General features: G+C 36.5%; 22 protein-coding genes. 20 read left to right on the forward strand and 2 right to left on the reverse strand.

The features are described from left to right. Positions 1 to 2 precede the first annotated feature (2 nt). The 13 genes from ACTJIP_RS17260 (at position 3) to ACTJIP_RS17320 (ending at position 10,564) form a co-directional block, all read left to right on the forward strand. On the forward strand, positions 3 to 857 hold the full coding sequence (locus ACTJIP_RS17260; protein ID WP_428168390.1) for a hypothetical protein: 855 nt from the start codon (positions 3 to 5) through the stop codon (positions 855 to 857). A gap of 74 nt (positions 858 to 931) precedes the next feature. Then, positions 932 to 2,002, forward strand: coding sequence for an adenylosuccinate synthetase (locus tag ACTJIP_RS17265; protein WP_428168389.1), 1,071 nt, complete (start codon positions 932 to 934; stop codon positions 2,000 to 2,002). 73 nt (positions 2,003 to 2,075) lie between these two features. After that, entirely contained in the window at positions 2,076 to 2,543 is a 468-nt protein-coding gene (locus ACTJIP_RS17270; RefSeq protein WP_428168388.1) for a macro domain-containing protein, read from the forward strand. A gap of 13 nt (positions 2,544 to 2,556) precedes the next feature. After that, entirely contained in the window at positions 2,557 to 3,150 is a 594-nt protein-coding gene (locus tag ACTJIP_RS17275) for a DUF4291 domain-containing protein (protein WP_440704874.1), read from the forward strand. A 21-nt stretch (positions 3,151 to 3,171) separates the two neighbouring features. Beyond that, complete coding sequence (locus tag ACTJIP_RS17280; RefSeq protein WP_180564858.1) at positions 3,172 to 3,600, forward strand: ADP-ribosylation/crystallin J1; 429 nt, start codon at positions 3,172 to 3,174, stop codon at positions 3,598 to 3,600. Further along, a complete protein-coding gene (locus ACTJIP_RS17285; protein ID WP_180564857.1) occupies positions 3,590 to 4,402 on the forward strand; it encodes a TIGR02452 family protein in 813 nt (270 codons plus the stop codon). The genes ACTJIP_RS17280 and ACTJIP_RS17285 overlap by 11 nt, the downstream gene beginning before the upstream one ends. Then, positions 4,402 to 4,908 (forward strand): O-acetyl-ADP-ribose deacetylase, encoded by a 507-nt coding sequence (locus tag ACTJIP_RS17290; RefSeq protein ID WP_180564856.1) that lies wholly within the window; start codon positions 4,402 to 4,404, stop codon positions 4,906 to 4,908. The genes ACTJIP_RS17285 and ACTJIP_RS17290 overlap by 1 nt, the downstream gene beginning before the upstream one ends. Before the next feature lie 4 nt (positions 4,909 to 4,912). Then, positions 4,913 to 5,599: an SIR2 family NAD-dependent protein deacylase gene (locus ACTJIP_RS17295; protein ID WP_077413200.1), complete on the forward strand. Its 687-nt coding sequence runs from the start codon at positions 4,913 to 4,915 to the stop codon at positions 5,597 to 5,599. Continuing rightward, on the forward strand, positions 5,599 to 6,540 hold the full coding sequence (locus ACTJIP_RS17300) for an ADP-ribosylglycohydrolase family protein (RefSeq protein ID WP_428168385.1): 942 nt from the start codon (positions 5,599 to 5,601) through the stop codon (positions 6,538 to 6,540). The genes ACTJIP_RS17295 and ACTJIP_RS17300 overlap by 1 nt, the downstream gene beginning before the upstream one ends. A 9-nt stretch (positions 6,541 to 6,549) precedes the next feature. After that, on the forward strand, positions 6,550 to 7,092 hold the full coding sequence (locus tag ACTJIP_RS17305; protein WP_428168384.1) for an RNA 2'-phosphotransferase: 543 nt from the start codon (positions 6,550 to 6,552) through the stop codon (positions 7,090 to 7,092). Between the two features lies 1 nt (position 7,093). Further along, positions 7,094 to 7,822: a metallophosphoesterase family protein gene (locus ACTJIP_RS17310; protein WP_440704875.1), complete on the forward strand. Its 729-nt coding sequence runs from the start codon at positions 7,094 to 7,096 to the stop codon at positions 7,820 to 7,822. A 130-nt stretch (positions 7,823 to 7,952) separates the two neighbouring features. Continuing rightward, positions 7,953 to 9,677, forward strand: coding sequence for a hypothetical protein (locus ACTJIP_RS17315; RefSeq protein ID WP_440704876.1), 1,725 nt, complete (start codon positions 7,953 to 7,955; stop codon positions 9,675 to 9,677). Positions 9,678 to 9,775: 98 nt separating this feature from the next. Next, positions 9,776 to 10,564, forward strand: a complete 789-nt coding sequence (locus ACTJIP_RS17320; RefSeq protein WP_077413196.1) for a T9SS-dependent choice-of-anchor J family protein — start codon at positions 9,776 to 9,778, stop codon at positions 10,562 to 10,564. Positions 10,565 to 10,614: 50 nt separating this feature from the next. On the opposite strand, the gene ACTJIP_RS17325 is transcribed toward ACTJIP_RS17320, so the two are convergent. Beyond that, the gene (locus ACTJIP_RS17325; protein WP_047377953.1) at positions 10,615 to 11,496 is read right to left on the reverse strand and encodes a cupin-like domain-containing protein; all 882 of its coding nucleotides are present in this window, start codon (positions 11,494 to 11,496) and stop codon (positions 10,615 to 10,617) included. A gap of 562 nt (positions 11,497 to 12,058) precedes the next feature. Between ACTJIP_RS17325 and ACTJIP_RS17330 the strand changes: the two genes are divergently transcribed. Further along, the gene (locus ACTJIP_RS17330; protein ID WP_077413195.1) at positions 12,059 to 14,758 is read left to right on the forward strand and encodes a Plug and carboxypeptidase regulatory-like domain-containing protein; all 2,700 of its coding nucleotides are present in this window, start codon (positions 12,059 to 12,061) and stop codon (positions 14,756 to 14,758) included. 57 nt (positions 14,759 to 14,815) lie between these two features. Here the strand turns inward: ACTJIP_RS17330 and ACTJIP_RS17335 are convergent, their stop codons facing one another. Continuing rightward, complete coding sequence (locus ACTJIP_RS17335; protein ID WP_077413194.1) at positions 14,816 to 15,313, reverse strand: DinB family protein; 498 nt, start codon at positions 15,311 to 15,313, stop codon at positions 14,816 to 14,818. A gap of 182 nt (positions 15,314 to 15,495) precedes the next feature. Here ACTJIP_RS17335 and ACTJIP_RS17340 point away from each other — a divergent pair, with 182 nt between their 5' ends. From ACTJIP_RS17340 to ACTJIP_RS17365, 6 genes are all read left to right on the forward strand, one after another. Continuing rightward, positions 15,496 to 16,395 (forward strand): GLPGLI family protein, encoded by a 900-nt coding sequence (locus ACTJIP_RS17340; protein WP_047380020.1) that lies wholly within the window; start codon positions 15,496 to 15,498, stop codon positions 16,393 to 16,395. Between the two features lie 133 nt (positions 16,396 to 16,528). Next, entirely contained in the window at positions 16,529 to 16,783 is a 255-nt protein-coding gene (locus ACTJIP_RS17345) for a FeoA family protein (RefSeq protein ID WP_034693968.1), read from the forward strand. Continuing rightward, complete coding sequence (feoB, locus tag ACTJIP_RS17350; RefSeq protein ID WP_440704877.1) at positions 16,783 to 18,816, forward strand: ferrous iron transport protein B; 2,034 nt, start codon at positions 16,783 to 16,785, stop codon at positions 18,814 to 18,816. Before ACTJIP_RS17345 ends, feoB begins: the two co-directional genes overlap by 1 nt. 218 nt (positions 18,817 to 19,034) lie before the next feature. Continuing rightward, positions 19,035 to 20,051 (forward strand): DUF4421 family protein, encoded by a 1,017-nt coding sequence (locus tag ACTJIP_RS17355; protein WP_180564850.1) that lies wholly within the window; start codon positions 19,035 to 19,037, stop codon positions 20,049 to 20,051. A gap of 68 nt (positions 20,052 to 20,119) precedes the next feature. Next, positions 20,120 to 21,502: a phosphoglucosamine mutase gene (gene glmM, locus ACTJIP_RS17360; RefSeq protein ID WP_180564849.1), complete on the forward strand. Its 1,383-nt coding sequence runs from the start codon at positions 20,120 to 20,122 to the stop codon at positions 21,500 to 21,502. A 49-nt stretch (positions 21,503 to 21,551) separates the two neighbouring features. Continuing rightward, positions 21,552 to 22,133 (forward strand): Crp/Fnr family transcriptional regulator, encoded by a 582-nt coding sequence (locus ACTJIP_RS17365; RefSeq protein ID WP_426481304.1) that lies wholly within the window; start codon positions 21,552 to 21,554, stop codon positions 22,131 to 22,133. Positions 22,134 to 22,388: the final 255 nt, after the last annotated feature.

The raw sequence follows: 22,388 nt of genomic DNA on the forward strand, positions 1-22,388 counted from the left end.
TCATGGGAAGTACAAGATACGATTTAGACGCTCGTTATGACAGAGCAAGAAAAGCAGGGTACGGAACAAAATCCGCAGGTGAAATTTTTACCCAGAATGCCAAAAGAATGGCTCACGAATCAATGAATCCTCACGGAATTTCTTTCAGAGAATCCAGAGACTCTGAAGTTCACCCCAACTCAGTTCCGATTATTTTAGGACTGGATGTTACAGGAAGTATGGGACATATTCCTCATGAGCTGATCAGAGATGGATTGCCTAAACTAATGGGAGGAATTATTCAGGGAGGCGTTCCGGATCCGGCATTATTATTTCTTGGAATCGGAGACCATGAATGTGATGGCTATCCGCTTCAGGTGGGACAGTTTGAGTCCGGGGATGCAGAACTGGATATGTGGCTTACCCGTACTTATATTGAGTCTGGCGGCGGCGGAAATGCCGGAGAAAGCTATCTATTAGCGTGGTATTTCGCAGCGTTCCATACCAGAACAGATGCCTTTGAAAAAAGAAAACAAAAAGGATTGCTGTTTACCGTTGGAGATGAACCTTGTTTAAAAACACTTCCTGCTTCTGCTATCAGAGAAATTATGGGAAAAGGACAGCAAACCTATACTCATATTGAATTGCTGGAAGAAGTAAAGAAGAAGTACGAAGTATACCATATCAGTGTTTTACATTCAGATCAGGCACTGAGAGCAGACAGAGGATGGAGAGAATTATTAGGACAAAATTGTATTTCCATAGAAGATCACAGAGAAATTCCGAATGTTATTAAAGGAATCATCTGCGATACATTTAAAAATAAAACCTTGGGAACTACAGGAACAGAAGGTTTAGATCAATTTAAAATGCTTTAGAATAAGGTAATTGCCATCAGAAAATTATAAAAAAACAAATGAAGATGGCAAAGACTTTCAAAAAATAAAAGGACATGAAAAAGGCGCAAATAATAATAGGACTTGGTTTTGGTGATGAAGGAAAAGGGATCACTGCAGATTTTCTGGCTTCTCAGAATACGGAGGCTGTTGTAATCCGGTTTTCAGGAGGGCAACAGGCTGCTCATACCGTGATGATTGATGATAGAAAACATGTGCATTCAAGCTTTGCAAGCGGATCTCTTCGCGGTTTACCTTCTTACTTTACGGAACATTGCACTATTCATCCGGTTTTTCTACTCAATGAAAGAGAAGAATTAAAAATAAAGAACGGAAATATTGAGCTGCATATTCATCCATTGGCAAAGGTAACCACTCCTTTTGATGTATGGCAGAACAGAACCAATGCAAGAAATCTGGAACACGGAACCTGTGGAAAAGGAGTAGGAGCAACCATGAAAAGATACGAAAGTCCTTATAAACTGTTTGCCATAGACCTGATTGCGCCCAGAGAAATGTTATTGGAAAAACTGAAAGGGATCGCCTATTATTATGGTTTTGCAGATGAAAAAGAAGTTAATGAACTTTTACATCCTTTTTTGAAAGCTATTGACAGGATTGATTGGAAAATAAATGATTATACCTGGCTGGCTTCGTTCAGACACCTTATTTTTGAAGGCAGCCAGGGTATTTTACTCGATATGGATCATGGCGTTTTCCCCAATGTGACCTATGCTCATACCACTTCAAAAAATGCATACGAAATCTGTAAGCTTTTAAAAATTGAAGACATTGAAATGTATTATGTCACCAGAAGCTATTCAACCCGTCACGGAAACGGCTGGATGAGCAATGAAAAAGAAATGGATCTGAAAAATAATGAAGAAGAAACCTGTACATTTAATGAATATCAGAAGGAGTTAAGAACAGGAGAAATAGATTATAACCTGTTGAATTATGCCTTGAAACTGGATGCAGCGTATGTATTTCCGGTTAAAAAGAATCTTGTTATTACATGCCTGGATCAGATTGATGAGAAATTTAAGGTAGAAAATATCGATGTAGAATTTGATGCGATCTACGGATCATATTCTCCGTATTCAAAAGATTTTAAGCAGATTTTATAAATTTTGCAGATACAAGTATTAATTTTATACGAGTCAGAACCAGGGTATTGATAATGAATAAAAGTAAATAACCATGAAAACGATACAATATTTAAAAGGAGATGCTACAGCACCACAGGCAAAAGGAATAAAAATTATCACTCATATCTGTAATGATATCGGAGGCTGGGGAAAAGGTTTTGTAACTGCTATTTCCAAAAGATGGAAGCAACCTGAGCAAGAATACCGTGATTGGTTTAAAAACAAAGAAAAATTTAACTTAGGGGAAATCCAGATTGTTCAGGCAGAAGGAGATATCTGGGTCTGCAATATGATTGCTCAGCATAAAATCATTACTCATTCAGAAGTTCAACCTATCAGATACGATGCAGTGGAAGAATGTTTGTTGAAACTCGCTGATGAAGCTTTGCAGTACAATGCAAGTGTTCATATGCCACGGATAGGATGTGGCTTGGCGGGAGGAAAATGGGAAGAAATAGAACCTATTATTAAAAGAACACTGCTTGCAAAGAATGTAGAGGTGTATGTGTATGATTTTTAATAGATTAACAACGATGAAAGAATTTGAAATAAGAGCAGATTATAAAAATGACACTCTGGTGGTATACCAGGCTTATAATAAAACAATTGCAAAAGCAGCCGTAGAGAATCAGAAGTTTATGGCACCGTTTTCATTCAACAGAATGACCTGGATAAAGCCTTCTTTTCTTTGGATGATGGAACGCAGTAATTATGGACAGAAATCCAATCAGGAATGTACGCTGGCAATTCACATCAAAAGAGAGGCCTGGGAGAAAGCTTTAAGCAAAGCAATACTTACTTCGCCAGAAAAAAGAGTCTATCCTGATCCCCGAAATTGGGAAAAAGACTTTGAAAATGCTGAAATTTATGTGCAATGGGATCCTGAAAGGAATATTAAGGGAACAAAACTTAATTACCGTTCCATCCAGGTTGGGATCAGCAGATCGCTGATTGAGGAATTCAATGAAGAATGGATTGTGAAAATAGAGGATTATACCCCTTTGGTTAAGAAGATTTTGAACTTTACTCAATCAGGGGAATTCGATAAGGCAAAAAAACTGCTGCCTGTAGAAAAGAATTATCCCTTATCAAATGAACTGGCCCATAGAATTGGGGCCACAGTATAATAAATAATTAAAAGAAATGACATGAAAACAACAACATTATACAGACCAATAGGAGAAAAAGAAATGATATTGATTATAGAAAGTGGGTTTAAAAAATTTCCTCCCAGACTGGATTGGCAGCCCATTTTTTATCCTGTTCTTAATGAAGAATATGCTTCTGAGATTGCTGAAAAATGGAACACCAGAGACGAAGCGGGAAACTATCTGGGCTTTGTAACCCGGTTTGAAGTGTTGGAAGAAGTGGCAGATCAATATCCCGCACAGAATGTAGGAGCCATGAACCACAATGAATTATGGGTTCCTTCGGAAGAGCTGAACAGCTTTAATGAAGCAATTATAGGAGATATCAAAGTCACCAAAGTATTTATAGGAGATGATTTTAAGAATGCCGGAAATACTGAACTGGAAGAACTGATGCTTAACATAAAAAAAACTAACGATGACAAATAAAGGAATGGCAAAAGATACCCTGGATATCCTTGCTAAAAAATATTATATCAACGAACATAGCGAAAAAATAAATATAGAACACGAGCTGGAAATCAGTAAAAAAGAAACCACTCTTTTCACCCCGGAACAGCTTTCAGAAATGATAGAATCCCCAATGCCGGAAACCGGTTTTGAAACGCAGTTTGAAACAAGAAACTGCAGTTCTTTAAAAGCAATTTTACAATTAGCTGAAGAAGAAAATCAGGAAAAAATGATGTGTCTGAACTTTGCTTCAGCAAAAAATCCCGGAGGAGGATTTATCAACGGAGCTGAAGCACAGGAAGAAAGTCTCGCAAGAACTTCCGGATTGTATGAAAGTCTGCTTCAGGCCTGGGACTATTATATGATTCACCGAGCGATGGAATCCTGTTTTTATACTGATACAATGATTTACAGCCCGAAAGTTCCGGTTTTCAGAAAAGATAAAGGAGAATTGCTTCCCAAACCTGTTCTGTGTAATTTCATCACCTCTCCGGCAGTCAATGCAGGGGTGGTAAAACGTCAGGAACCGGAAAGAAAAAATGAAATTCTCCCTGCCATGGATGTCAGAATGGATAAAATGCTTTCGCTGGCTTTACATGAAGGAAATGAAGTTTTAATTTTAGGGGCATGGGGCTGCGGAGTGTTCAGAAACGACCCGAAGGAAATTGCAGGATTATTTAAAACACATCTTCAGGGTAAATATAAAAATAAATTTAAGAGAGTCGTTTTTGCGGTGCTTACAAAGAAAGAAGAAATGCTGAAACCGTTTGAAGAAATATAATGAAAATTGAATTAATAAAAGGAGACCTCACAAAGATCCAAGTTGGTGCGATTGTCAATGCTGCCAATTCATCCTTACTTGGTGGAGGCGGAGTGGATGGAGCTATTCATCGAGCAGGAGGGCCACAGATCTTGGAAGAATGCAGAGCGATCAGAAACAGACAAGGTAAATGTAATACTGGTGAAGCTGTAGTAACAAATGCGGGAAATCTCCCTGCAAACTATGTTATTCATACGGTAGGTCCGGTTTGGAATGGTAATGAAGAAAAAGAATCAAAGCTTCTGGCAAACTGTTATCATAATTCCTTGAAATTAGCAGAAAGCCTTGGTGTAAAAACAATTGCTTTTCCAAACATCAGTACAGGAGTATACAGATTCCCAAAAGAACTGGCAGGAAAAATTGCAATAGATGAGGTCAGAAAATTTAAGTCAGATGTCATTGAGAAAGTTATTTTTGTTTGTTTTGATGATGAAAATGAAATGATTTACAAAAAACTATTAGAGTAAACCAATGAAAAAACTAACCATATTAAGCGGCGCAGGAATCAGTGCCGAAAGCGGAATAAAAACCTTCAGAGACGGAGACGGTCTTTGGGAAAATCATAATGTAACAGATGTGGCAAGTCCGGAAGGATGGAGAAAAGACAGGGCTTTAGTGCTGGAGTTTTATAACCAAAGAAGACGTCAGCTGCATGAAGTACAGCCGAACGAAGCGCATCAATTATTAGCAGAACTGGAAAAACATTTCGATGTTCAGATCATTACCCAGAATATTGATGACCTTCACGAAAGAGCAGGATCTACCAATATCTTTCATATTCACGGAGAATTGTTCAAATCATGCTCATGCAACAATAAAAGTCTGATTTATGACCAAAAAGAGGATATCAAAATCGGTGATAAAGCAGAAGATGGAGCTCAATTAAGACCTTTTATCGTTTGGTTCGGAGAAGATGTCCCTTTGTATCAGACCGCAAGAGAAATTGTAAAAGAATCAGATATTTTACTGGTAATTGGAACGTCTTTACAGGTGTATCCGGCTGCCGGACTGATTCATGATATCAAAGATGATTGTCTTTTAATCGTAATCAACCCTAATGAAACAGGATTTGGGTACGGACAGAGAGCAGTTGTAATGAAAGAAACAGCAACCCAAGGCATGAAGCTCTTATTTGATAAACTGGTAAATCTTGCCTGATGGAAAATAAAGTAAAAGCAGGAATCATGGGCGTTTGCATTGGAGACGCTCTTGGTGTTCCTGTAGAATTTAAAAAAAGAGAAGATTTAAAACGTTTTCCAGTAACAAAAATGCTGGAATACATGTCCTGGAATCAATCCAAAGGAACCTGGAGTGATGACAGCTCTCTCACACTTTGTCTTGCTGAAGAACTTACCAAGGGATATGATCTGGAAAAGATCGGGCAAAGCTTTGTAAAATGGAACAAATATGGTCACTGGACTGCCCACGGAAGACTTTTCGATATAGGAGGAACAACAAGACATGCCTTGGCGAGATTAATTAAAGGTGAAAGTGCCAGGTTTTCAGGAAATATTTTTGAAGAAGACAACGGAAATGGCTCTCTGATGAGAATTCTTCCTCTTGCTTTTTATCTTGAAAAGGAAAATGAAATTCAACAACTTTATCTTACGGTAAAAGAAGTTTCAGCAATAACTCATGGTCATTTCCGTTCTGTTTTTGCTTGTTTCGTCTATGTACTTTTTGCGATCGAATTATTAAAAGGTAAGGACAAAACAGAAGCATATACCTATACACAAAAATCAGCGTTGAAATATGCTGAAGAACAGGGTTTTAACCCAAAAGAAATTGAACTTTTTAATAGAGTTTTAAAAAATAATATTTCCGGATATCCCGAAGATGAAATCAAAAGTGGCGGATATGTCCTTCACAGCCTTGAAGCTTCATTATGGTGTTTTTTAAACTCAGAAAGCTATGCAGAAGCAGTTTTGAAAGCAGTCAACCTGGGCGAAGACACAGATACAACAGGAGCTATCACTGGAGGAATTGCCGGAATTTATTATGGATTTGAAAATATTCCGGAAGAATGGATTGCAGAGCTGGTGAGAAAGGAAGATATTGAAGCATTATGCGAGAAGTTAAACCAAAAATTAATGAATTAAACACAAACCATGAACGAAATAGAAAAGAAAAAAATAAGTAAATTTTTAAGCCTGATCTTACGGCATCAGCCGGAAAGTATTGGACTTACGCTGGATGAAAACGGCTGGGCAAATGTAGAAGAGCTGAGAGCGAAATCAGCCAAAAGAAAAATATATTTTAGTCCCGAAGAATTAGATGAGGTAGTAGTAACCAACAATAAAAAACGTTTTGCTTTTAACGAAGATAAAACCAAGATCAGAGCAAATCAGGGTCATTCTATTGATATAGATCTGGCTTTGGAAACCAAACAACCCCCTGAATTTCTTTATCACGGAACTGCAGAAGCCAATATCACTTCCATTTTAGAAAAAGGAATTGAAAAAAGAACCCGCCAGCATGTACACTTAAGTGCTGATAAAGAGACTGCTGCAAAGGTCGGGATGAGACACGGCAAACCTGTGATTCTTACCATCAGAACAGGAACCATGCATCAGGAAGGATTATCTTTCTACCAGTCTGCAAATGGAGTTTGGCTGACAGATTTTGTAGATGCAAAATATATTTCGAAGTAAAATGAAAAGAACATTAGTAATAGGAGACATTCACGGAGGATTTAAAGCATTACAACAGGTTCTTGAGAGAGCTAAAGTCACAACGGATGATCAGCTTATCTTCCTCGGTGATTATGTGGACGGATGGAGCGAATCTTCTGAAATTATTAAATTTTTAATGGAACTTTCCAAAAAGCAGGAATGTATATTCATCAAAGGAAATCATGATGCCTGGTGTGAAGATTGGTTAGCTTTGGGACAAAGCCCCGATGTATGGCTTTTCAATGGCGGAAAAAGTACAGTGGAAAGCTACGCAGATTATCTCCCGGAAGATCTGGATATTCATCTGGAACTCTTTCAAAGAATGAAAAGCTATCATATTGACAATCAGAGCCGCTTGTTTATTCATGCGGGATATGCTTCGATGCACGGCCCTGAAAAAGAAGTTTATTCCAGCAATTACCGATGGGACAGAACCCTTTGGGAAACAGCCGTAGCAATGGATAAAAAACTGGAAAAGAATTCAGAGCTGTATCCCAAAAGACTGCTTTTATACAAAGAAATATTTATCGGGCATACACCCACTCTTGATATTGGGATTACAACGCCGGCCAACAAAGCTAATATTTGGAATATGGACACCGGAGCAGCCTATACCGGAGCTTTATCAATTATGGATATTGATTCTAAAGAATTCTGGCAAAGCGATCCGCTTCCCTCTTTATACCCAAATGAAAAAGGAAGAAATTAATAAATTTAAATAACCCTTACTTGTTTTTAAAACTGGTGAGGGTTTTATTTTTAAAAACAATTTTGGAGTTTCATATATCTGCTTTTTCATAAAAGATGGCTACTTTTAAAGTCTGAAAAATATGACTTCAATGAAACTGAAATATCTTTTATTCACCCTGAGTTCTACCTTATTTTTTGCCCAAAAATCATTTCAGACCCCATTTGAAAAAGGGAATGGCAACCAAACTGTTACCTACGATGAAATGAATAACTATTATCAGGATCTGGCTAAAAACTTCAATACCATTCAGTACCTTAAAAAAGGAGAAGATGATAACGGAAAACCAATTTATGTGGTGGTTTATAATCCTTTTCCGGAAAAAAGCGTTGAAAAATTAAGAAAAGATAAAGCCGTTCTCTTCGTTAACAATGGTATTCACCCCGGAGAACCGGACGGAATAGATGCAACTATGATGCTGATGAGAGATCTTGCTACCCAAAAGATCAAAACTCCACAGAATTTTATCATTGTCGCTATTTCCGCATACAATGTGAGTGGAATGCTGAACAGAGGGGCTTATTCCAGGGCCAATCAGAATGGTCCGGAGCAATATGGTTTCAGAGGAAATGCAAGGAATTATGACCTGAACAGGGACTTTATTAAAGCGGATTCCAAAAATGCCAGAAGCTTTCAGGAAATCTATCAATGGTTAAAACCAGATGTTTTTATAGATAATCATGTCAGCAACGGAGCAGATTATCAATATACATTCACCTATATTTCAACCTTTAAAGAACGCCTGGGAAACACACTTGGAGCTTATTTCTATAACGATTATCAGGCTAAAAATCTTGAGGATATGAAAAAACTGGGGTATGAAAGTACGCCTTACGTCAATATTCATGGTGATGTTCCTGAAGTAGGATTTGCTTCATTTGAAGACTCTCCAAGATATTCCACAGGGTATACTTCTCTTTTCAACTCCTTAGGAACTGTCCCTGAAACCCATATGTTAAAACCTTATGACAAAAGAGTAGATGCTACTTACAAATATATGTTGGTCAACCTGCAGAATTTAGATAAAGAGTACCACAAAATAAAACAGCTCCGCATTGAAAATTTAAAACAATACCAGGCTGGAAAACAATATGGAATCCGTTGGAAAATAGATTCCACCAGGTTTTCTACCATGGATTTTAAAGGCTTTGAAGGGAAATATAAACCCAGTGAAGTTTCCGGCAAGCCAAGGCTTTATTATGATAGAAACAAACCTTTTACAAAGAATATAAAGCTATTTACTACTGCGGTTCCAACAGGATATATTACCATTCCAAAATATTATGTGATTCCACAGTCGCAATACCGCGTTATTGAGGAATTTAAAAGAAATAATATTCAGATGAAACCGATTCGGAAAGACAGTATTTTAGCGGTGGAATCCTATAAAATCAAAGATTTTAAAACAGTTAAAAACCCCTATGAAGGTCACTATCTGCATTTTGAAACCACAGTAGACAAATTCAATAAAAATCTGATGTTTTCTGCCGGAGATTACCTGGTTTCTACCAATCAGCCTGGTGTGAAATACATCATAGAAACACTTGAACCTGAGGCATTAGACTCATTTTTCAACTGGAATTTCTTCGATGGGATTCTAGCTCAGAAAGAATACTATTCCGCCTATATTTTTGAAGATACCGCCGCTGAACTGCTGAAAAAAGATAAAAAACTGAAAGAGGCCTTTGAAACAGCGAAAGCATCCGATAAAAAACTGTCTGAAGATGGAGAAGCACAACTGGATTGGGTGTACAGACATTCCCCTTATTTTGAAGAAAAGACTTTCAGACAATATCCTGTTTATAAGGTGTTGTAAAGGGTTTTCATAAAAGTCTGGGTTATTTTTGGGTTTTCGTGATTATTTGCTAATCAATTTGTTTATTTTTTATTAAATTAGTATGAAAAATAAACACTATGAAACAAATTTATCAATTCGTAACATTGCTGTGCTTTGTACCAATAGGTCTGCTGGCACAATATTCTCAAAGTTTTGATTCGGCAACAATGCCTGCCGATTGGACCGTCATTAATGGAGGCGATCCGGGAACCTGGGAAACCTGGGATTCTTATGATTCCTCATTCAATGCTCCTCATTCCGGAACTCATTTTCTGGGATTGGAATATGGCAGTACTGCCCATGATGATTATGTCATTAGTCCTGCTATAGTAGTGACTGCCGGAGTATCAGATAAGCTTACTTTCTGGGCAAGAAACAGAGGTGCCGGACTTGCTGAGACGGTAGATATAAAAATATCAACAACAACACCCACCATCGCTGGGCTTACCAATACGCTCGCTGCTGCAGTAAAGCCTCCTACTTCATGGAATCAATATACTTATGATCTGACCCCTTATGTTGGACAAACAATCTATATTGCTTTCTATTCCACTACAGAAGATATCTGGTTTATCGGGATAGATGATTTCCAGGTTTCTGCAAACAGTCTGTCGGTTTCTGATGTGAAAGCAGATAACAGCCGCGCATCTGTCTATCCGAATCCGGTAAAAGATATGTTATATATCAAAAATAAAACGAAGATGTCTGAAATCAATATCTATGATTTTAGTGGTAAGCTGGTGAAAAAAGAAATGATGAACTCAGAAAACGGAACTGTAAATGTAAGCGAATTGGCTGCAGGAAATTATATAGTAAAGGTTAAAGATAAAGAGACTGAGAAAGGCTATAAAATTATTAAAAAATAACATTTTTATAATAGAATCAAAAAGACGTTTCAATTGAAACGTCTTTTTATTTATCTTGGTAAGCCTCTTTTTAAAGCGATTTCTGCCCTTTCAATAGCAAGCTTTTCTTTCCAGTCCATGTATTTACTTTTAAACTGAGACTTCATAACATCGTCAAATTTACGTTGTACGGTAAGATTCCATAAAGAATGAGCTTTTACTGCCCATGATTTGTCCCATGCTCTTAAAGAAATAGAGAAACTTCCATCAAGGTATTTCATCCAATGCCACCATCCTGTAGGCATGAATAAAGTATCTCCGTGTTCCAGGAAACATTCAATTCCTTCTACGCCATCCAGTGCCGGAAACTTTGTGAGGTCTGGATTTTCAATATCATAGTCTTCTAATGCATAGGTTGCATACGGTATCTGATAGAGTCTTTCTCTCCATTTATAATCGAAAAGAAGAATATGTTTTCTTCCGTTGAAGTGAGTATGGAAAATATGCGCCATATCAATATCAAAATGAAGGAATGTTTCAGATCCTTTTCCACCGAAGAACATATTGGGATATTTATCAAGAAACCCTCCCATGAGTTCTTTGGGCGAAATATAATCTTCCAAAAGATTTGGTGCGTATTTTATGGGGTCAAAAAGGAATATTCTCAGATCGGTAGGCTCTCGCTGAATGAGATCTATATAATCTCCAAATTTCATTTTTGCGGCAGAAGAATTGATGGGAGCAGAAGGATCTGCCTTTGAGCTGTCGTATAAAGGAACCTCTACATCTCCTACAACCTCCTTCATGTATTCCATCGTCCATTTTTGGTAAGCTGGCCACTTTTTTGCCATATTTTTGATGACAACGGGCCTTCTTGGCTTCAGATATTTTTCGTAGAATTCCTCTTTAGAAATGTCATCTACAATATCTATAGGCTTTAAAATAATTCCCATTTTAGTAAATTTATATGACAAAATTATTAAATAAATGTTAACGATCCTTGTCTTTAATTTTTTTTTAATCTATGATTCAAATCAGATTTTACTATTTGGAATAGTTAAAAATACTATTTTTTTTATTAATTGATTAGATCCCTCTTTTTGTTGTAAAAAAAGACTTAAAATGACGATATATTGTATCAATGATCTAAAATAAGCTAAATTTTGGAGACAGTTTTATTATTGATTAATATGAAATATTTATTTAATAGATTCTTTTTTTTAACAAATCATAAAATTGTAAATTTTAAAACAAATATTATGAGGTAAATTAAAATAGAGTTTTGATATAGTTTATCTATAATGTTTCTGTTAAAACATAAAAAAAGCGAAAATTGTTTTGTTAATTATTGTTAATAATTTAAAAGAAATTACAATTAGTTTTTTGAGACTTGTAAAAAACAAAATTATAACTATGTTTGTAGTGATAAAGGATTTAACTTTTAATAACAAAAGTCATCTTTATAAAAGTGTAACAAAAAACTACAATGATTAACTAATTGAGCAAATAATAGGTATGAAAAAAAATATTTCTTTATTTCTGATGCTTTTCTTTACGGTGCTCACTTTTGCACAGAAGACAGTTACAGGAAAGATTACTGATGATGACGGGGTAGCAATACCAAGTGCCAGTGTGACTATAGAAGAACCAGGTAAAGATGCAATTCTGGCTTACGGAATTACCAACTCTAAAGGAGAATATAAAGTAACTTTCACATCCGCAGAACCCAATGTGGATCTTAAAGTGAAAGCGTTCAATCAGAAACCCCTTACTAAGCAAATCAGCAACAGCGATCAGACTCTGAGCTTTAAAATGCAGTCTGAAGCTACGGAAATAAAGGAAGTACAGCTGAAAACAAAAATGATTACCGCAAGAGGAGATACCATTTCTTACGATCTTAAAGCTTTCAACAGCAAGAATGACAGAACCCTGGCAGATGTAATGAAAAAAATCCCGGGAATTGAAGTCAATAATGACGGAACAATTCTTTATCAGGGAAATGCCATTAATAAATTCTATGTCAATGGAAAAGATCTTATGGAAGGTGGTTATGGTACCATCAACAATTCACTTCCGAAAGATGCAGTACAGAAAGTGGAAGTTCTGGAGAACCACCAGCCGGTAAAAATACTTCAGGACAAAGTGCCTTCAGATCAGGCAGCCATCAATATCAAACTGAAAAACTCCGTAACCATGACTGGTAGAGGGGAAGTAGGAACAGGATTCGGAGATCCATGGCTTTGGAATGTAAAACTGACCCCTATGTTCTTTGGACAGAAAAGCCAATGGGTAGTCAATTATAAAACCAATAATATGGGTGAGCAGGTGGAAAACGAAGGGAATATTCTGGCGTTTGGAAATAGATTTGAAGGAAAAAGAATCAATGCTTCACAAAATGACTGGTTGAATGTAGAAAATGCAGATACCCCTAATCTTCCAGTGAAAAGATATCTGATGAATAATGTTCATTATTTATCAGCCAATTATCTTACCAATATTGATAAGAAAAAGGAGTGGGAACTTAAAGCCAACGCAAACTATACCAACAATGCTGTAGAAAGAGAATCCTATAGTCAAAAGGATTATTTTGGAGGAACTTCCAATAGTATAAAAATCCTGAATAATTTTTATACAGATAAAGCAAAAGGAGAATTAATATTTACAAAGAATGCAAAAAAAGGATTTTTTAAAAATACCACAAGTTTCTCTCAATATTGGAATGCAGACAGGGGAATTGTTGACAGAACAGATCTGAAAAGTGGAATACTGAGAAATGCTAATGAGGGTGTTGAATCTCCTACAACATCATTCCAGAACTCACTAAGTACAATTATTCCTTGGAAAGAAAAAATGGTAAATCTTTTATCCTATGTAAGCTACCAAACGGACAGACAGACTTTGCAAGTTTCTCCATCATCTTATCTGGATATCCCTGGATTTGAACCGGTAGCTAATACAGAATTTGCAACACAGAGTTTAAGACTTAAGACTTTTGAAGCTAATCACTCTGCCAATATTGGTTTTTCTGCTAAAGGATGGACATTTACTCCTGAAGTTGGATTTAATTTTAAAAGCACAGGTATGGTGTCAGATTTGTCAAACGTGAAAGCAATTCCATCTGCCAATCCTGATAAAGATCCCAAACCAGAGGCATATAGCAATGATTTAAATTACACCATAGCTACACCATACGGAAGTTTAGGGATAAATTATAAAAATGAATCATGGATGATCTATGCCAATCTTCCGGTAAACTCAAACAATATTAAAGCGGAAGATCCATTAAGACTCGTTTCAAAATCGGTAAATAAAGTAACGTTTGAACCTAATATTTTTGCACAATATTCTTTTGCTTCATTCTGGAAAGCATCCGTAAATGCTAATATTAATAATAATTTTGGAGAAATAAATACAGCATATTCAGGATTCTTAATGACGTCACCTGAGGGAATTAGAGCAATGGATGTTAAAAACCCAATTCCTCAGAATAACAATAAATCTGCAGGAACAAGAATAGAATATAGAAACCCATTGAATAATCTGTTCTTCAATGTTAATTACAGATATTCTGATGCAAAGAGAAACTTAATTTCAAATCCGGAGATCAATGGAGCCGGATATACCATAATGAAATATAAAGAGCAGGATAATCATGTATTGAGTAATGGATATAGTGTAGAAGTTGGAAAATATTTTCCAAAATTTAAAACAAACGCATCTCTTAGTTATAGCAACAATACGACAGAATCTGATGCATTTTTGAATGATAAATCCTATACTAATAAAAATAATGGCCAGTCATTTGGTATTAAATTCAATAATACCTATTTCAGTTGGATGAGCGTTGATTATAATGCAAGTCTTACCAGAACAAAACAAACAAGTGTTGGAGAATTAAACTCAAATGCTACCAGAACAGGATTTACCCATAACCTAGGGGTTTTCTTCTATCCTATGGAAAGTCATACTGTGGGATTCAATTGGGATCAGGTAAATACAAATGCGGCAGGTCAAAAATATCATAATGGATTCTACGATGTATCATATCAGTTCACTTGGACTAAAAAGAAAATTGATTTTGAATTGAAATGGATGAATATCGCGAATAAAAAAGTTTTCGAAACCTATGATATTAATACCACAAATATTACATATACAAGATATCAACTCCGCCCTAGCCAAGTCATGTTTACTGTAAAATTCAACTTTAAATAAAATAAAAACCAATCCATCAGGATTGGTTTTTTGTTGAGATATACTGATGTATTAAAATTAAAAACTTTGCTGGTCTGCTGAAGGCCCATAGCTTCCTGGCAAAGGAATGTTGTTCAGTCTGTAATATACTCCCAATTGTGCTCTGTGATGCGTAATCTGATTTAATGCATGTCGTATCGCTCCGTATTTACTCCAGCTTGCCAGTTCATGGCCGTCATTTTTAATCGTCCAGCTGGGGTTCAGATCGTCCTCCGTACTATTTTCCAATGCCGCTTTACCTGCCTGATAATCTTCTTCCAGTTTTTTCATAAGATCATCTTTTGTAGAAAGAATTGTCGGTTTGTAATCGCCTTTACCAAAATCCAGTTCAGAAGTTTTCAAAATAGTGTTCGGCCATTCAAAAACTTCTACGAGATGGGTGGCAAGAGGCATCATTTTCATGCTTTTTTCATGGGGAGCGAAGTCATTTTTTCCTTCGGGAAACAATTCAATAAACTTTTTTGTGGTTTGGAATTCTCCTTCCAGTTCGGATTTTAATTGAGATAACGTGTCCATAATATTTTGTTTTTTAGAAACTTAAAGGTAAGCGTTTAAAAAATGAAACTGTTTTAAGAGATTCATAATTTTTTAATCACCACGTAATCCGGAGGAGATAAATCTTTTCCTAAAAAATAAAATTTCAAAAAAACTGTAACAAAAGAAGACATGTGATTACTAATTATATAAAACTTGTTATAATGAAAAAGTTATTCTCTATATTTCTTATTGCTCTTTTTGCATTTGCAGGAGCTCAGGAATCAAAGGAAACTGCAAACCGTTTCTTTTATGAACTGACTTTTAAACCGAAGAAAGATTCGGCAAAACTTGATAAGATCATTACCATCCTTGATATTACTCCAAAGAAATCAATCTATCAGGATTATACAATGCCTGCTCAGGATTCTATCATTAAAATTCAGATAGAAGAAATGGAGAAAACCAAGTCTTTCAAGGATATGACCAAACTGATAAAATGGCCTAAATTCTCCTATAAAATTATCAAAAGCTATCCGGACATGAAGGTTCAGTATGTAGACAGAATCAGCAGAAACCTATTTTCATACGATGACGAGCCGAAACTGCAGTGGAGTATTTTACCTGATAAAGAAAAGGTGGGTGCATACAATGCTCAGAAAGCAACTACAGAATTCGGAGGAAGAAAATGGACGGCATGGTTCAGTTCAGATATCCCTTTTCAGGATGGACCTTATAAATTTAAAGGACTTCCAGGTCTGATTGTAAAAATTGAAGACGCTGATAAAAACTATTCCTGGCAGTTGAGCGGAAATAAAAAGATCGAAAACTATGATGAATTGTCATATGCAGATAAGATCAATGCTAAGATGGGAATGATGAGCAATACAATAACACCTACATCCAAAGATAAATTCCTGAAATCCTACGAAGGATATAAAGCTGATCCGTTTGCAGAATCAAGACCTTATATGACGGCAGAGAATATGAGCAGACCTATGCCGGGAACAGATGGAACAGTAGGAGATTTCATGAAGAGATTGGAAAAACAGGTAAAGGATTTCTTCGGATCCAATGATAACCCAATAGAAAAAGAACAAGCTTCTGACAAGAAGAAAAAATAAGACTTCATATCAACTAAATTATATTTTGAATCAACCCAGATACAGCAATGTGTTTGGGTTGATTTCTTTTATCCCTAAACGTTATTTAGATTAAATTTAAATAACGTATATTTGCAGGACTAAAAATTAGGCTTTGAAAGAGAAAGGATTACATAAATTAAGTGGATTCCCTAAAAACAAAATGGGGAAGATATTGGGGTATGATAATGACCATCTGAAAATGCCCAATAAAATCATTGAAATGGGGCTTCTTCCGGAAACCACTTTCAGAATTTTGTATCAGGCTCCGTTCAACGGGCCAATGTATGTGGAGTTTGGAGCAGAAAAAAGCCGGATTGCTCTTCGTGAGGAAGAAGGAGATTACATCATTGTTGAAGAATTGAATTAATGCAGGAAAACAAGAAAAAACAGATACTTTTAGTCGGAAATCCTAATGTAGGAAAGTCAACGGTTTTCAATACGCTTTGCAACAAAAAGCAGAAGACCGGAAACTATGCCGGCGTTACCGTTGCTAGCCATTCGGGGAACTATACTTATAAAAATGAAGAAGTGGAAGTAATTGATCTTCCAGGTTCTTACAGCGTATACCCGAGTTCAGAAGATGAAGCTATTTTTTCCAAATACCTTATTGACAAGCAGAAAAACTACGCAGGAGTTGTTTATATTCTTGAAGCATTAAGTTTAAAAAGAGGACTGCTTCTGTTTCAGCAGATTCAGGACCTTGGGATTCCAATGATTCTGATTGTCAATCAGATTGATCAGGCAGAAAGAAGAGGAATCACTATTGATATTCAAAAATTTTCCGAAGCATTAGGCATTAAAATTATCCAGACCAATGCCAAAGAGCAGATCGGGATTGAGGAAGTAAGAGAAGCTGTTTACAACAATGAGTTTGTAAAAACAGATCAGGTTTCTTTTGAAACACCAAACGAACATAGAGATTTTATTCAGAAACTGGCAGCACATAAAGGTTTCGATAATGAATACAAAGCCTGGATGAGCCTTTCACTTGGGACAGACCTCGGCAGAATAAGCTCTGTAATGGAACAACTGAATGAATCCGATTCTAAAAGCCTGGTTCCAAAAAGGTTGCAGGTTCAGGAAACCGTTAGAAGATATCAGAACGTAGACAAAATACTGGCTGATGTAATTTCTAAAAAAGCCCAATTCAAAGAATTATTAACTGAAAGACTGGATAAAGTTTTAGTACATAAATTCTGGGGTTATGTCGTCTTTTTAGTGATCTTACTGATTATTTTCCAAAGCGTTTTCTTCCTTGCAGAATTTCCTATGAACTGGATTGAAGAGTCCTTCTCTTGGCTGGCAGCATTTACAAACGAACACCTTCCTGAAGGACCAATTAATTCGCTGATTTCAAACGGAATCGTTCCGGGAATCGGAGGAATTGTCGTTTTTGCACCACAGATTGGAATTTTGCTGTATTTTCTTTATCTGTTGGAAGACTCAGGATATATGGCAAGAGTTGTATTTCTGATGGACAGATTACTTCGTCCTTTCGGACTTAACGGAAAAAGTATTGTTCCGCTTGTATCGGGAACGGCCTGCGCTATTCCTGCGGTAATCTCTACCAGAAACATTGAAAATGTAAAAGAAAGATTGCTGACGATATTGGTAACACCATTTATGACATGCTCTGCAAGACTTCCGGTGTACAGTATTATTATCGGTCTGATCATCTCAGAAGGATCATTTTTAGGAATAAAATATAAAGCGCTGGTTCTGATGGGGATGTATCTACTAGGTTTCTTGGTCGCTTTATTGTCAGCAGCAATCCTAAAAAGATTTATTAAAAGTAAAGGAAAAACATACCTGGTAATGGACCTTCCGGCCTATAAAAAACCACTTTTTGGCTACGACTTTAAAATGGTTTTAGGGAAAGTATGGGACTTCGTTACAGGAGCAGGAAAAATCATTTTTATTGTAAGTGTTATCATCTGGTTCCTGAGCTATTTCGGACCAAGTCAGAAAACAGATGAATTGGTAGCAACAGACGTTCATCTTGACCATTCTTACCTTGCCAAAATGGGTAAAGGAATAGAGCCTGTTATTGCTCCACTGGGCTACGACTGGAAAATGGGAGTTGGAATTCTTACCAGTTTTGTGGCGAGAGAAGTGTTCGTAGGGACAATGTCTACCCTTTACAGTTTGGAAGATGATGCTCCGGAAGTAAAAGTGATTGATAAAATGAGGAGAGATGTAAAACCCAACGGAGAAAAAGTCTTCAGCTTTGCAACCGGAATCTCAGTTCTTCTTTTCTATGCATTTGCAATGCAGTGTGTTTCTACACTTGCAGTAGTCTACAGAGAAACCAAAAGCTGGAAATGGACCGGCTTTCAGGTAGTCATGATGACAGGTTTGGCATATTTTGTGTCGATGATAGTATATCAGATTTTAAAGTAATGGACTCATCATTAATTTTTCAATACGTACTTATCTTATTAATTGTAGCATTTGCCTGTTACTCTCTATTTAAAGTACTTAAAAAGAACTTTGCCCCTAAGAAATTCAGCTCCAAAAGAACCAACTGTGATAAAGATTGTGGCTGTTCTTAATACTGGGTTCATCGGATAATTGAAAAAAATGTAGTAATTTCATTTTTCTAACGTAAATTATTCGGTTTGAATTTTTTAAAGACAGGATTACTTGTACTATTTTCTTTATCAGTCTTTCAGGTAAAAGCACAGTCGGATACCGCAAATACCAAGTCTTATGCAGACCAGGTAATGATCCGTGTGAATCTTGATACTAATATCGAAAACTATGTTTTTTCAACAGGAGAAGGCAAGAATGCGTTCGAAATGGACCTGTCAATCAACAATAAAACGAAAACATCATTTTCAGTCGATTATAGAATTATAAGTGCGACCGTATCATTTGCACCCAGATTTTTAGAGGGTAATAATGATGATGAAATGAAAGGAAAGAGCTCTTATACCGATTTGAGTTTCAGATTATTCCCCGGAAGATTTATCCAGAATATTTATTATAAAAATGTAAGCGGGTTCTATGTTGAAAATATGAAAGACCTGTCCCCCGAATGGCAGGAAGGAAGAGATCCATACATTCAGTTTCCGGATTTAAGGGTTCAAACCTTTGGTGGATCCACCTCCTATATTCTCAATAAAAATTTTTCAGCAAGAAGTATCTATACACAGGGAGAATGGCAGTATAAAAGCAGCGGAAGCTGGGTTCCTTTTGTAGACTATGACCTTACTATTTTCAGAAATAAAATTTATGGTATAAAAAGCAAAGAGACCCAATATAATATCGGCGGAAATATAGGATATTTCTATAATTGGGTCATTGGTAAGAATGTTAATATCTCACCTTATCTGGCTATTGGGGTCGGAGGGAAGTTCTCCAGCTACCGTGATTTTCAGAATGGAGGAACCAAAGAAAATGCCCAGTATGCCACCATAAGAATGCAGGGCGGGCTTCACATCGGGTATAATACAGACCGGTTTTTATTCGGAGGTAAAATGAATTTTAAGACCTATGCCTATGATCAGAAAAATAATCAGACCGTAGAAAATAATAACCTCTATGGACTGTTATATATAGGGTATCGTTTTGCACCACCGAAAGTTGTGAAAAATACCTATGATAAAATCCAAAAAAAGATTCCCGTTTTATAAGTTGAAAGGTCTTTTAAGTATCTTTGCGTTGGAAAATTTAGAAAGAACAAAATAAAAGTAAAAACATCATGTCATTAATAAAATCTATTTCCGGAATTCGCGGAACCATTGGCGGTAAAGTAAATGATAACTTAACACCGCTGGATGTAGTAAAGTTCGCTTCCGCATTCGGAACCTGGCTTCAGAATAATAAAAACAAAAAAGATCTTACCCTTATCATCGGAAGAGATGCCAGAATTTCTGGTCAGATGGTTTCTTCTTTGGTTACTGCTACATTGCAGGGATTGGGAATTAATGTAGTAGATCTTGGCCTTTCTACAACACCAACAGTTGAAATAATGGTTCCTGAGCTGAATGCAGACGGAGGAATCATCCTTACCGCTTCCCACAACCCAAAACAGTGGAATGCCCTTAAATTATTGAACGAAAAAGGAGAATTCATCACTGGAGAAAACGGGGCTGAAGTACTCGCTTTAGCAGAGAGTGAAGACTTCAACTATGCAGAAGTGGATGATCTTGGAAAATATGAAACAAGAGATGATGCTTTTGATATCCATATCCAGCAGATCCTGGATTTACCAATGGTAGATGTAGAAGCAATCAAAGCTAAAAACTTTAAAGTAGCCCTGGATGCCGTAAACTCTACAGGAGGTATTGCCATTCCTATGCTTTTGGATAAACTAGGTTGCGAAACCATCAAATTATACTGTGAGCCTACAGGGCATTTCCCACACAATCCTGAGCCTTTGAAAGAACATTTGGGAGACATCTGTGAATTGATGAAAAGAGAAAATGCAGACGTAGGAGTTGTAGTAGATCCGGATGTAGACAGATTAGCCCTGATTGATGAAAAGGGAGAAATGTTTGGTGAAGAGTATACATTGGTTGCTGTTGCAGATTATCTGTTGAAACACAAAAAAGGAGCAGCTATTTCCAATCTTTCTTCCAGCCGTGCTTTGAGAGATGTAGCGCGTTCGCATGATTCAGAATACTTTGCCAGTGCTGTGGGAGAAGTAAACGTAGTGACTTTGATGAAAGAGAAAAATGCTGTCATCGGAGGAGAAGGAAACGGAGGAATTATCTATCCTGATTTACATTACGGAAGAGACTCTTTAGTAGGAGTTGCACTATTCTTAACGCATTTAGCTAAAGAAAATAAGACTGTTTCTGAACTTAGAGCAGGATATCCAAGCTATTTCATGGGTAAAAAGAAAATAGAACTGACTCCGGAGATTGATGTAGATGCTATTTTAAGCAAAATGGAGCAGGAATATCAGAATGAAGACGTTTCTACTGTAGATGGTGTTAAAATAGATTTTGAAAACAACTGGGTTCATCTTAGAAAATCCAACACAGAGCCGATTATCAGAATTTATACTGAAGCTCATTCTCAGGAAGAAGCTGATCAGTTGGGTGATGATATCATTGCTAAAATTAAGAGTTTAATCTAAAAAAATAGAAAAAGAACGGGCACATTGTCCGTTCTTTTTTATATCAGGCATGTTTGAGCATATCAAAAAAAGGTTTCCCTTCCCTAAAGAAAAATGGAGAAAATTCCTGGGCAGCTTCGAACGTATGGAAGTTCCCGCCAAAACCTTACTTTTAAAAGAAGATGAGGTTTCCTACAATGCCTATTATATTGAAAAAGGGATGGTGAGAGCATGGTATAATAATGACGGAAAAGACGTAACATTCCAGTTTTTTCTTGAAAATACAATGTTTTCTTCCCTTGAAAGCTTCAAAAAAGGCTTACCAAGTATGGTGTCATTTGAGACCATAGAGCCCTGTATTTTATATAAGATCAAAAAACCTGATGTAGAAGCTTTCCTGGAAGAAGTCTATGAAAATCCAGAGCTCAGAAACCTGTTTATGGATGCTCTTTTTGAAAGGGTATTCGATTATATGAAACATTTCTTTTCATTCATTAAAGACACTCCGCAGCAACGATATCTGAATCTGGTTAAGCAAAAACCCGAGATTATCAAAAGAGTTCCCCAGCATTATATAGCCTCCTATTTAGGCATTACAACGGTGCATCTCAGCAGGATTAAAAGCAAAATATTAAAGGAGAGGCTGGAATAGGCTGGAAGATGGAAGCCAGAAGCTTAAAAAGAAACTGCATAAATTAGACTCATCTTAAACGCAACGTTCACAAAGATTAATATGTATTGTTGAATACGATCGCAAAGGCGTTTTACTCAGAAATGATGGTTCTTTACTAAACGAAGTACCCTTGCGAACAAATAATAATAACAATATTATGTTATCCTAGCGTCCTCTGCGTTTCAATCTCTAAATGTCATATATTCTTTTTTAACGCAACGTTCGCAAAGAATA

The sequence above is a fragment of the Chryseobacterium sp. 22543 genome, assembly GCF_052044565.1.
GTDB lineage: Bacteria > Bacteroidota > Bacteroidia > Flavobacteriales > Weeksellaceae > Chryseobacterium.